The sequence below is a fragment of the Streptomyces sp. NPDC026301 genome (assembly GCF_055567935.1).
Genome location: NZ_JBVHPN010000006.1, coordinates 244,573 through 256,636, shown reverse-complemented (window position 1 = coordinate 256,636; position 12,064 = coordinate 244,573). Strand labels below are relative to the sequence as shown.

The 12,064-nt window shown below is 69.5% G+C and carries 11 protein-coding genes; 8 read left to right on the top strand and 3 right to left on the bottom strand.

Annotated features, from left to right (window positions below; all coding sequences use genetic code 11):
• Positions 1-106: 106 nt before the first annotated feature.
• Together ACZ4MH_RS12805 and ACZ4MH_RS12800 are read right to left on the bottom strand one after the other, a co-directional pair.
• Entirely contained in the window at positions 107-778 is a 672-nt protein-coding gene (locus ACZ4MH_RS12805; protein WP_030252059.1) for a response regulator, read from the bottom strand.
• On the bottom strand, positions 775-1,722 hold the full coding sequence (locus tag ACZ4MH_RS12800) for a RecB family exonuclease (protein ID WP_351590195.1): 948 nt from the start codon (positions 1,720-1,722) through the stop codon (positions 775-777). The genes ACZ4MH_RS12805 and ACZ4MH_RS12800 overlap by 4 nt, the downstream gene beginning before the upstream one ends.
• Before the next feature lie 136 nt (positions 1,723-1,858).
• Here ACZ4MH_RS12800 and ACZ4MH_RS12795 point away from each other — a divergent pair, with 136 nt between their 5' ends.
• The 3 genes from ACZ4MH_RS12795 to ACZ4MH_RS12785 all read left to right on the top strand — a co-directional run bounded on the left by ACZ4MH_RS12795 (position 1,859) and on the right by ACZ4MH_RS12785 (position 5,351).
• A complete protein-coding gene (locus ACZ4MH_RS12795; protein WP_351590192.1) occupies positions 1,859-3,295 on the top strand; it encodes a site-2 protease family protein in 1,437 nt (478 codons plus the stop codon).
• Positions 3,296-3,495: 200 nt separating this feature from the next.
• Positions 3,496-4,491 carry a tRNA (adenine-N1)-methyltransferase gene (locus ACZ4MH_RS12790; RefSeq protein ID WP_351590189.1) on the top strand — a complete coding sequence of 332 codons (996 nt, stop codon included), beginning with the start codon at positions 3,496-3,498 and terminating at the stop codon, positions 4,489-4,491.
• A gap of 242 nt (positions 4,492-4,733) precedes the next feature.
• Positions 4,734-5,351, top strand: coding sequence for a hypothetical protein (locus tag ACZ4MH_RS12785; protein ID WP_351590186.1), 618 nt, complete (start codon positions 4,734-4,736; stop codon positions 5,349-5,351).
• A 146-nt stretch (positions 5,352-5,497) separates the two neighbouring features.
• Here the strand turns inward: ACZ4MH_RS12785 and ACZ4MH_RS12780 are convergent, their stop codons facing one another.
• A complete protein-coding gene (locus tag ACZ4MH_RS12780; RefSeq protein ID WP_351590183.1) occupies positions 5,498-5,791 on the bottom strand; it encodes a ferredoxin in 294 nt (97 codons plus the stop codon).
• 252 nt (positions 5,792-6,043) lie between these two features.
• Here ACZ4MH_RS12780 and arc point away from each other — a divergent pair, with 252 nt between their 5' ends.
• The 5 genes from arc (at position 6,044) to prcA (ending at position 11,978) form a co-directional block, all read left to right on the top strand.
• On the top strand, positions 6,044-7,810 hold the full coding sequence (arc, locus tag ACZ4MH_RS12775; RefSeq protein WP_351590180.1) for a proteasome ATPase: 1,767 nt from the start codon (positions 6,044-6,046) through the stop codon (positions 7,808-7,810).
• Between the two features lie 276 nt (positions 7,811-8,086).
• Positions 8,087-9,598, top strand: a complete 1,512-nt coding sequence (gene dop, locus ACZ4MH_RS12770; protein ID WP_351590177.1) for a depupylase/deamidase Dop — start codon at positions 8,087-8,089, stop codon at positions 9,596-9,598.
• Positions 9,599-9,813: 215 nt separating this feature from the next.
• The gene (locus tag ACZ4MH_RS12765) at positions 9,814-10,032 is read left to right on the top strand and encodes a ubiquitin-like protein Pup (protein ID WP_030616454.1); all 219 of its coding nucleotides are present in this window, start codon (positions 9,814-9,816) and stop codon (positions 10,030-10,032) included.
• 193 nt (positions 10,033-10,225) lie between these two features.
• Positions 10,226-11,071: a proteasome subunit beta gene (prcB, locus tag ACZ4MH_RS12760; RefSeq protein WP_351590173.1), complete on the top strand. Its 846-nt coding sequence runs from the start codon at positions 10,226-10,228 to the stop codon at positions 11,069-11,071.
• Positions 11,072-11,159: 88 nt separating this feature from the next.
• Positions 11,160-11,978, top strand: coding sequence for a proteasome subunit alpha (prcA, locus tag ACZ4MH_RS12755; protein ID WP_351590170.1), 819 nt, complete (start codon positions 11,160-11,162; stop codon positions 11,976-11,978).
• Positions 11,979-12,064 lie beyond the last annotated feature (86 nt).

The following is a 12,064-nucleotide window of genomic DNA, read 5'->3' as shown; positions in this document are numbered from 1 at the left end:
CCGCGGCCTTCGGCCGCGACGGCACGGGAAAGGCCCGGCGCGATCGCTCGCGCCGGGCCTTCGCCCTGCCATGGGGACCGCGCCGGGCCTTCCTCCGTTGGCGGCCCTACTGCGCGCCGGGGCGCACCAGCCCGCTCTCGTACGCGTACACCGCCGCCTGCACCCGGTCCCGCAGGCCCAGCTTCGTCAGCACATGCCCCACGTGCGTCTTCACCGTCGTCTCGCTCACGAACAGATCCGCCGCGATCTCCGCGTTCGACAGGCCCCGCGCGACCAGCTTCAGCACCTCCACCTCGCGCTCGGTGAGCGTGCCGAGCGCGTCCGGCACCGGCTCCTCGCCCGACGGCAGATGCGTCGCGTACTTGTCCAGCAGCCGGCGCGTGATGCTCGGCGCGAGCATCGCCTCGCCCGCCGCCACCACCCGGATCGCCTGCACCAGCTCGTTCGCCGGGGCGTCCTTCAGCAGGAAGCCGCTGGCACCGGCCCGCAGCGCCTCCACGACGTACTCGTCCAGATCGAACGTCGTCAGCACCAGGACCTTCGCCGGGCCGTCCTTCGCCGGGCCCGTGATCCGGCGGGTCGCCTCCACCCCGTCCATCCGCGGCATGCGGATGTCCATCAGCACCACATCGGGCTGCAGCGCCCGCACCTGATCCAGCGCCTGCATGCCGTCACCGGCCTCGCCGACGACCGCGAGGTCCTGCTCGGCTTCCAGGATCATCCGGAAGCCCGTACGCAGCAGCGGCTGGTCGTCGACCAGCAGGACGCGGATAGTCACGAACTCTCCTTCGATTGGCCTGCGGCCCCATTCTGCCCCGCAGCGGCGTCACCGGACGGCGGTCCGGGGATCACCGGAAGCGGATCCTTCGCCGAGGGCTCCTTCGCCAAGGGATATGGCGGGGGAGTGCCGCCGAATTCCGGACACACCGCCTGGTGGTCGCACCAGTTGCACAGCTTCGTCGGGCGCGGCCGCCAGTCGCCCGAGTCCGTCGCCTTCTGGATCGCGTCCCACAGCGCCAGGAGCTTGCGCTCCACTCCGCGCAGGTCCGCCTCGGACGGGTCGTACGTCAGCACGTCACCGCTGCCCAGATAGACCAGCTGCAGCCGGCGCGGCACCAGCCCGCGCAGCCGCCACAGCACCAGCGCGTAGAACTTCATCTGGAAGAGCGCGCCCTCGCTGTACTCCGGGCGGGGCGCCTTGCCCGTCTTGTAGTCGACCAGCCGCACCTCGCCCGTCGGCGCCACGTCCACCCGGTCGATGAAGCCGCGCAGCCGCAGCCCCGACTCCAGCATCGTCTCCACGTACAGCTCGCGGTCGGCCGGCTCCAGGCGCGTCGGGTCCTCCAGCGTGAACCACCGCTCCACCAGCGCCTCGGCGTCCGACAGCCAGCGCGCGAGGCGCTCGCCCTCCGGATCGTCCGCGAACAGCTCCGCCAGCTCGGGACGCTTCTCCAGGAGCTTGTGCCACTCCCCGGGGACCATCGCCCGCGCGCTAGGCGCCGTACGCTCCGTCGCCGGCGCGTCGAAGAGCCGCTCCAGGACCGCGTGCACCACCGTGCCCCGCGTCGCCGCCTCGCTGGGCTTCTCCGGCAGCTTGTCGATCACCCGGAAGCGGTACAGCAGCGGGCACTGCATGAAGTCGCTCGCGCGGGAGGGCGACAGCGCCACCGGGCGCGCCGGGGCAGGCGCGGCCCGTACGGCCTTCTCGGTGCTCGTGTCCATAGCCCTAGACCCTACGGCCCGCCACTGACAACACTCCGCATACCATCGACGGCGGACCGCTTCGCCCTGCATGATCGTGGTATCGGACCGGACAGGCCGGTCACGGGCGAAGGCCGTACACCGACGAGGGGACACCGTGGACGAGAGCGGGAAGCCGCAGGGCCCGCAGGACGCCCAGGAGTCCGCCACCGCACCGGACACTGCCCAGGAGGCGGCGCCGGAGGCCGGAAAGGACCTGCCCGAGCGGGCACCGGACGAGCCGAGCGGCACCCCGCGCTCCCCGGAAGCACCGCGGGAGGACACCGACACGCCCGGTACGGCCGCGGAGAGCGCGCCCGGCACCGCTGCCGGGAACGCGTCCGGGAAGCCGCGCCGCGGCGCCACGCCCGGCTCCGTCAACGGCGCCGCCAACGGACGCCGCGGTCTCGGCGGCGGCATCCTCATGGGCAAGCCCTTCGGCGTCCCCGTGTACGTCGCCCCCAGCTGGTTCCTCGTCGCGGCCCTCATCACCTGGGTCTTCGGCGGCCAGCTGGAACGCGTACTGCCCGAGCTCGGCGGCGCCCGCTACCTCGTCTCCCTCTTCTTCGCCGTCGCCTTCTACGCCTCCGTCCTGGTGCACGAGCTGGCGCACACCGTCGCCGCGCTCCGCTTCAAGCTCCCCGTGCGCCGTATCCAGCTCCAGTTCTTCGGTGGCGTCTCGGAGATCGAGAAGGAGTCCGAGACCCCCGGCCGCGAATTCGTCCTCGCCTTCGTCGGCCCGCTGCTCTCCCTCGTGCTGGCCGGCGTCTTCTACGGCGCGATGTACCTCGTCGAGCCCGGCACCGTCCCCGGCGTCCTGGTCGCCGGCCTGATGATCTCCAACCTCATCGTCGCGATCTTCAACCTGCTGCCCGGGCTCCCGCTCGACGGCGGCCGGATGCTCCGCGCCGTCGTCTGGGCCATCAGCGGCAAGCCGATGACCGGCACCGTCGCCGCCGCCTGGGTCGGCCGCGCGCTCGCCGTCGCCGTCCTCGTCGGACTGCCGCTGCTCACCCACACCGGGGCGCTGGGCAACGAACGCCCCGACATCGGCGGCGTCGACTCCCTCACCGACGCCCTGCTCGCCGCGATCCTCGCCGCGATCATCTGGACCGGCGCCGGCAACAGCCTGCGCATGGCCCGGCTCCGCGCGCACCTCCCGGACCTCCGCGCCCGTGCGCTCACCCGGCGCGCCGTCCCCGTGGAGTCGCACACGCCGCTCTCCGAGGCGCTGCGCCGGGCCAACGACGCGGGCGCCCGCGCGCTGGTCGTCGTCGACGGGCACGGCGTGCCCACCGCCGTCGTCCGCGAGGCCGCCATCGTGGGCATCCCGGAACACCGCCGCCCCTGGGTCGCCGTCAGCGGCCTCGCCCAGGACCTCAAGGAGGGCATGCGGGTCCCGGCCGAGCTGGCCGGCGAGGACCTGCTGGACCACCTCCGCGCCACCCCGGCGACCGAGTACCTCGTCGTGGAGGACACCGGCGAGATCTACGGCGTGCTCTCCACCGCCGACGTCGAGAAGGCCTTCGTGGCGGCAATGGCCCGCCCGTCCTGAGCGACTCCACGCCGCACTTCCCGCCGCATTCCGCCGCCCCGCCCGGGTAATCCCCCGCCTCTCCTGGGTAATCCCCCGCCTCTCCTGGGTAACCCCCTGCTGGGGGGCCGCGGGTGTTCGACCGCCCCCGTAGCGCAGCGCCGCCCACCCCCGGACCCGCCCTGGTACGGAGCGCTCCGCACGCCCGGTAGGCTGGTCACATGTCCGAACCGACCGGTGCCGCCCGCCGTCGCGGGCCCTTCAAGGTCGGGGACCAGGTCCAGCTCACCGATCCCAAGGGTCGCCACTACACGTTCACGCTCGAAGCGGGGAAGAGCTTCCACACCCACAAGGGAGCCTTCCCCCACGACGAGCTGATCGGCGCTCCCGAGGGCAGTGTTGTCCGTACCACCGGGAACGTCGCCTACCTCGCGCTGCGCCCCCTGCTCCCCGACTACGTCCTGTCCATGCCCCGCGGTGCCGCCGTGGTCTACCCCAAGGACGCGGGGCAGATCCTGGCGATGGCCGACATCTTCCCCGGCGCCCGCGTCGTCGAGGCGGGAGTGGGATCCGGCTCGCTCAGCAGCTTCCTGCTGCGCGCCATCGGCGACCAGGGCATGCTGCACAGCTACGAGCGGCGCGCCGACTTCGCCGAGATCGCCACCCAGAACGTCGAGCGGTACTTCGGGGGCCCGCACCCCGCCTGGACGCTCACCGTCGGTGACCTCCAGGACAACCTCTCCGACACCGACGTCGACCGCGTCATCCTGGACATGCTCGCCCCCTGGGAGTGCCTGGACGCCGTATCCAAGGCGCTCGTCCCCGGCGGCATCCTCTGCGCGTACGTCGCCACGACCACACAGATGGCGCGCACCGTCGAGGCCATCCGCGAGCACGGCACCTTCAACGAGCCGTCGGCCTGGGAGACCATGGTCCGCACCTGGCACGTCGAGGGCCTGGCCGTCCGCCCCGACCACCGCATGATCGGCCACACCGGCTTCCTGCTCACCGCCCGCCGCCTCGCGGACGGCGTGGAGCCGCCGCTGCGCCGCCGCCGGCCCGCCAAGGGCGCGTACGGCGAGGACTACAGCGGCCCCGGTGGCCAGTCCGCTCCCGCCGAGGAGCAGCCGGTGCACAAGACCCCGGCCCAGAAGCTCCGCGAGAAGAAGGAACGCGAGCAGCGGGACGAGGCCGGCCAGGACGCCGCCGAGAGCTGACGCGCTCGCAGCCGTACCGAACCGCGCGGCGCCGCCGGTGAGTTCCCCCACGGGAACCCGGCGGCGCCGAAGCGTTTCCGGACAGCCGGGAACCACCGGCGTGGGCCCCGCGTTCCCAAGGCAAGGACCGAGTTCCTCAAGTTTTCTTCTTGGTCCGGACTTGTTGGTTCCGTGGCGGGGCGTCGTGTGGAACGATGCCGGGCAACCCCCACCGCCACAGCTCTTCCCAGGAGTTATTCCGCGTGCAGTCCTTGGCAGGCCCGGACCTTCCGCACACCGGCACGACCCCCATGCAGTGGCTCGCCACCGCGACCGCTGTCGCGGGTGTGGTGGCCCTGGCCTCCTTCGTCCAGCCCGCCGGCGCCGCGGTCTCCACCGCCTCCGCCGCGACCTCGACCGCCGGCCGCTCCGCCCCCGCGGCCACCGCTCCGGACGCCCGCGCCGCCCATTACCCGCTCGACTGCGGACCGAACAAGGTCGATGTGACGGACAAGCTCTCCGGCGACCTCGACGGCGACGGCGGCCCCGAGACCGTCGCCGTGGTCCGCTGCCACGCCGAGATGGGCACCCCGCCCAGCGGCGTGTACGTCCTCGCCGCGCCGTCCGTGAAAGGCGCCGCGCCGCGCGTCGTGGCCACCCTCGTCGACCCCGCCGACAAGCTGAATGTGCAGGACCTCACACTGACCGGCCGTGCGCTGAGCGCCACGCTCTCGGGATACTCCAGCACCGACGTGCCGCGCTGCTGCCCCGATGTCCACAAGGGCGCCAAGTGGACTTGGCAGAACGGCAAGTTCGTCCAGAGCGAAATTTCCGTCGCGGAGAGCGACGGGGGCGAGCTTCCCCCCGCCCGCGGGGTCTGATCGCGCCGTTGCGTGACCGCGGCATCACGAGGTGTCCGCGGTTTCGCTACGTGTCCGGCCGTCGGTTTCCGGCCGGACACGGTCCGTTGCTCCCTGTCGCCGGGCCGCTCGGCCGACTGCTCGCCGTACGGCCGCCCGGCCTCCGGTTACTCGGCGTCGGGCCCGTACACCTCGGCCTTGTCCGACACGCGGCGCACGTGAATGCAGTCGCCGGGGCACTCCTTCGCGGAGTCCCGCACGTCGTTGAGCAGCGGCAACGGGACCGGAGTCGTGGCGCCCTTCGCCTGCAGCAGCTCGTCGTCGGCGCTCTTCACGTACGCCAGCCCGTCGATGTCGAGCTCGAAGACCTCCGGCGCGTACTGCGCGCAGATGCCGTCGCCGGTGCAGAGGTCCTGGTCGATCCAGACCTCGAGCTCGGTGGCTTCTTCCTGGGCGCTCATCTCGCCTGCCGTTCCTGCGTACGTTTAACCGATGTTGTCTAAGTAGTGCCAGCACTGACGGGTGTTGACCGTGTCGACGATACAACCGGTCGCTTTCCGATGTTGTCGGGTGGGTATCACCCCAGGGTGAGGACGTGCGCAAGGGTGAAGATCGGACACACCCCGACAGTCTTTTCGATCTAGGGGTTTCAACCTGCACCGGCCCAGGTAGGGTCAGGAAGCGTCCAGCTCCCCTTGGAGGAGGTGAGGACCGTGGCAGCCCACGACGACGACATCAACCGCGGCATCCGGCCGGGGCGGGGGTCTGAAGACCCTGCCGGCCAGGTTGCCTATCTCGAGCAGGAGATCGCCGTCCTGCGACGCAAGCTCGCCGACTCTCCGCGTCACACGAGGATTCTCGAAGAGCGGATCGTCGAGCTGCAGACCAACCTGGCCGGCGTTTCGGCTCAGAACGAGCGACTCGCCAACACACTCCGTGAGGCCCGCGACCAGATCGTCGCACTCAAGGAGGAGGTCGACCGGCTCGCACAGCCGCCGGCCGGCTTCGGTGTCTTCCTGCAGGCGAACGAGGACGGCACGGCCGACATTTTCACCGGAGGCCGAAAGCTCCGGGTGAACGTCAGCCCGAGCGTCGAGCTCGTAGAGCTCAGGCGTGGCCAGGAGGTCATGCTCAACGAAGCGCTCAACGTGGTCGAAGCCATGGAGTTCGAGAGCGCCGGGGACATCGTCACCCTCAAGGAAATCCTTGAGGACGGCGAGCGCGCCCTGGTCATCGGGCACACCGACGAGGAACGGGTGGTGAGGCTCGCCGAGCCTCTGATGGACGTCACCATCCGCCCCGGCGACGCCCTGCTTCTCGAGCCCCGCTCCGGCTACGTCTATGAAGTCATTCCCAAGAGCGAGGTCGAAGAGCTGGTCCTCGAAGAGGTACCGGACATCGACTACACCAAGATCGGCGGTCTGGGCGGCCAGATCGAGCTGATCCGGGACGCCGTCGAGCTCCCGTATCTCTACCCCGATCTGTTCAAGGAGCACGAACTGCGCCCGCCCAAGGGCGTCTTGCTCTACGGCCCGCCCGGCTGCGGCAAGACGCTCATCGCCAAGGCGGTCGCCAACTCCCTCGCCAAGAAGGTCGCCGAGGTGACCGGCAAGCCCGCGGGGAAGAGCTTCTTCCTCAACATCAAGGGCCCCGAGCTCCTCAACAAGTACGTCGGCGAGACCGAGCGGCACATCCGCCTGGTCTTCCAGCGGGCCAGGGAGAAGGCCAGCGAGGGCACGCCCGTCATCGTCTTCTTCGACGAGATGGACTCCCTCTTCCGCACCCGGGGCTCGGGCGTCAGCTCGGACGTGGAGAACACCATCGTCCCGCAGCTGCTCTCTGAGATCGACGGTGTGGAGGGCCTGGAAAATGTGATCGTCATCGGTGCCTCGAACCGAGAGGACATGATCGACCCGGCGATCCTGCGGCCCGGCCGGCTCGACGTCAAGATCAAGATCGAGCGTCCGGACGCCGAAGCGGCCAAGGACATCTTCTCGAAGTACCTCACCGACCGGCTCCCGCTGCACTCCGACGACCTCGCCGAGCACGCCGGCTCGAAGAAGGCCGCGGTGAGCGGCATGATCCAGTCGGTCGTCGAGCAGATGTACGCGGAATCCGAGGAGAACCGCTTCCTGGAGGTCACCTACGCCAACGGTGACAAGGAAGTCCTGTACTTCAAGGACTTCAACTCCGGCGCCATGATCGAAAACATCGTCGGACGCGCCAAGAAGATGGCCATCAAGGCATTCCTCGAACAGAACCAGAAGGGTCTCCGCGTCGCCCACCTGCTCCAGGCATGTGTGGACGAGTTCAAGGAGAACGAGGACCTGCCCAACACGACCAACCCGGACGACTGGGCCCGGATCTCCGGCAAGAAGGGCGAGCGGATCGTCTACATCCGCACCCTGGTCACCGGCAAGCAAGGCGCGGACACCGGTCGCTCCATCGACACGGTGGCGAACACCGGGCAGTACCTGTAACACCGCTCACCGGCTGCGGATGTCCCAGACGGGGCGTCCGCAGCCGGACGCTTTCCAGGGGCCGGGACGCACCCTGGAGATCACCCGGCGGAACAGGGAAAACCGGACTGGAGCAATGACTGTAATGATCTCCCCAGCGCCGCATCGGCGTTCTAGGCTCTTCGGTACCACCGCACCACCACACAGTGCGGAAGCGGGGACCGCATACGGACCGGAAGCGCAGCGGTACTTGAGCGCCGACCCCAGCAGGGGGCGCCGCCGGGCAAGGAGGGCCGCATGACCGTACGGCGAGTAATGGGCATCGAGACGGAGTACGGCATCTCCGTCCCCGGCCACCCGAACGCCAATGCCATGCTCACCTCGTCCCAAGTCGTCAACGCCTACGCGGCGGCGATGCACCGGGCGCGCCGCGCCCGCTGGGACTTCGAGGAGGAGAACCCGCTGCGGGACGCCCGCGGCTTCGACCTCGCACGTGAGAACGCGGACTCCAGCCAGCTCACGGACGAGGACATCGGTCTGGCCAACGTCATCCTCACCAACGGCGCGCGGCTCTACGTCGACCACGCGCACCCCGAGTACAGCGCTCCCGAGGTCACCAACCCGCGCGACGCCGTCCTGTGGGACAAGGCCGGCGAGCGCATCATGGCCGAGGCCGCCGAGAAGGCCGCCCAGGTCCCCGGCGCCCAGCCGATCCACCTCTACAAGAACAACACCGACAACAAGGGCGCCTCCTACGGCACGCACGAGAACTACCTGATGAAGCGGGAGACCCCCTTCTCGGACATCGTGCGCCACCTGACCCCGTTCTTCGTCTCCCGGCAGGTCGTCACGGGTGCCGGGCGGGTCGGCATCGGCCAGGACGGCCACGAGCACGGCTTCCAGCTCAGCCAGCGCGCGGACTACTTCGAGGTGGAGGTGGGCCTGGAGACGACGCTCAAGCGGCCCATCATCAACACCCGCGACGAGCCGCACGCGGACGCCGAGAAGTACCGCCGGCTGCACGTGATCATCGGCGACGCGAACCTCTCCGAGATCTCCACGTATCTGAAGCTGGGCTCGACGGCGCTGGTCCTCTCCATGATCGAGGACGGCTTCATCAACGTCGACCTCGCCGTCGACCAGCCCGTACGCACCCTGCACCAGGTCTCCCACGACCCGAGCCTCCAGCACCTGATCACGCTCCGCAGCGGCCGGACACTCACCGCTGTGCAGCTCCAGATGGAGTACTACGAGCTGGCGCGCAAGTACGTGGAGGAGCGCTTCGGGGCCGACGCGGACGAGCAGACCAAGGACGTCCTCACCCGGTGGGAGGACGTGCTGGGCCGGCTGGAGAACGACCCGATGAGCCTGTCGGGCACGCTGGACTGGGTCGCCAAGCGGGAGCTCATGGAGGGCTACCGGCGCCGCGACAACCTGGAATGGGACGCGGCCCGGCTGCACCTGGTCGACCTCCAGTACGCCGACGTACGGCCCGACAAGGGCCTGTACAACCGACTGGCGGAGCGCGGCAAGATGAAGCGCCTGCTGACCGAGGCGGACGTCGAGAGGGCGGAGATCAAGCCCCCGGAGGACACCCGGGCCTACTTCCGGGGCCGCTGCCTCGAGCAGTACGCGGACGATGTCGCGGCGGCTTCCTGGGACTCCGTGATCTTCGATCTGCCGGGCCGCGACTCGCTCCAGCGGGTCCCCACACTGGAGCCGCTGCGCGGCACCCGCAATCACGTCAAGGAGCTCCTGGACCGCTGTCGCACCGCCGAGGACCTGGTCCGGGTCCTCTCCGGCGGCTGAGGCGGCAAGCGCGCGTACGGGCCGCTCACGGCCCATTCGCGGTCCGATCGTGACCGATCCGGGGCCCGCCGGGCGGCTGAAAAGTCCGCCCGGCGGGAATCATCAAGGTGAGTCCCGGACGTTGAGGGAAAGTACAGGGCCGATGTCGGACCCAGCTTGTAGGGTCTGATCTTGACAGTCACATCGAGCGGGGCGAACCGAGCGGGGTGAGGGATATGGCGACCAAGGACACCGGCGGCGGGCAGCAGAAGGCTTCGCGTACCACCGAAGAGGTCGAGGAGCAGACCCAGGACGCGGAAGCGTCCGAGGACCTCAAGGAACGCCAGGAAAAGCTGTCGGACGACGTGGACTCCGTGCTGGACGAGATCGACGACGTGCTCGAGGAGAACGCCGAGGACTTCGTTCGCTCATTTGTTCAGAAGGGCGGAGAGTAACGCGCATTCCGCCAGGGCGCGTCCCGACGAAAGGTCGGGGGCGCCCGGCGATGCGCTTCGCCGCATGTGGATCATGTAAACGGTATGCACAAGGTCCGGGGCGCAACGTGCTTCAGCTGCGGCGCAGCGCTGGGCCAAGTCAAGGATCGGCCGGCCGCCTCGGGCGGGCGGCCGAGTATCCGGAAGGAAACGTGTGGAAGCCAATACTCGAAGCACCGGGCGTCTACCAGCTGCCTTCCTGACGCCTGGGTCCTCCTCCTTCATGGACTTTCTCAGCGAGCACTCGCCGGAGCTGCTGCCGGGGAACCGGCCGCTGCCGCCCGTGCAGGGGGCGATCGAGGCGCCGCACGGGACGACCATCGTGGCGGCGTCGTTCCCCGGGGGTGTGGTGCTCGCCGGTGACCGCCGGGCGACGATGGGCAACGTCATCGCGCAGCGCGACATCGAGAAGGTCTTTCCGGCGGACGAGTACAGCGCGGTCGGGATCGCCGGTACGGCCGGGCTCGCCGTGGAGATGGTGAAGCTCTTCCAGCTCGAGCTGGAGCACTTCGAAAAGGTCGAGGGCGCGCAGCTGTCCCTGGAGGGCAAGGCGAACCGCCTCTCGACGATGATCCGCAGCAATCTCGGCATGGCCATGCAGGGCCTGGCCGTGGTGCCGCTGTTCGCGGGGTTCGACGTCGACCGGGAGAAGGGCCGTATTTTCTCCTACGACGTGACCGGCGGGCGGTCGGAGGAGCACGGGTACGCCGCGACCGGTTCCGGTTCGGTGTTCGCGCGCAGCGCGCTGAAGAAGCTCTTCCGGAACGACTTCTCGGAGAGCGAAGCGGCGACCGCGGTCGTGCAGGCGCTGTACGACGCGGCGGACGACGACTCGGCGACCGGCGGCCCGGACATGGGCCGGCGGATCTACCCGATCGTCACGGTGATCACCGATGAGGGTTTCAAGAGGCTCCCCGATGACGAGGTCTCCCGGATCGCCCGTGCGGTGCACGAGCGGCGCCTGGAGCAGCCGGACGGTCCGCGGGCGGCGCTGCTCTGACGGGGCGGCAGCGGACTTGCGGATGACGGATGATCCGGAGGTGCTTTCGCCAGTGAGAGAGCCATTGACAGAAAGGGACGGATAGCCGGTGTCGACGCCGTTCTATGTCTCACCCCAGCAGGCCATGGCGGACCGCGCCGAGTACGCCCGCAAGGGCATCGCGCGCGGGCGCAGTGTCGTCGCTCTGCAGTATGCCGACGGCGTCGTTTTCGTCGCCGAGAATCCTTCCCGTGCACTGCACAAGGTCAGTGAGATTTATGACCGGATCGCCTTTGCGGCGGTCGGTAAATACAACGAGTTCGAGAACCTCCGGATCGGTGGGGTGCGCTACGCCGATCTGCGGGGGTACACCTACGACCGTGAGGACGTGACCGCGCGCGGGCTGGCGAATACGTATGCCCAGACGCTCGGTGCGATCTTCTCCAGCGCGGCCGAGAAGCCGTACGAGGTGGAGTTGCTGGTCGCGGAGGTGGGGAGCACCTCCGAGGACGATCAGATCTATCGCCTGCCGCATGACGGTTCGATCGTGGACGAGCACGGTTCGGTCGCGGTCGGCGGCAATGCCGATCAGATCAGTACTTACCTCGATCAGCATCACCGGGACGGCATGTCGCTGGGCGAGGCGCTGAACCTCGCCGTGGAGTCGCTGTCGCGGGACAACAACGGCGGGGAGCGCACGCTGACCCCCGAGCAGCTGGAGGTCGCGGTCCTGGACCGCAAGCGGCCGCAGCAGCGCAAGTTCAAGCGGGTGCTGGGCAGTCAGCTGTCCCGGCTGCTGGCTTCGGAGGGGTCGTCGGAGTCGGCCACCGAGGCGGGTTCCGCCGAGGACCAGGAGTCGGAGTCCGGTACGCCGGCCGAGGACACCGGATCCGAGCGCTCGGAGGGCTCGGAAGGCTCGGCGGAGTAAGTACCGCACGGAGCGCGCACGGGAGTGCGCGTGCTCCGCTCGTTCGTCGCGCCGCCCCGGTGGGTTCACAGCCCGCCGGGGCGCGC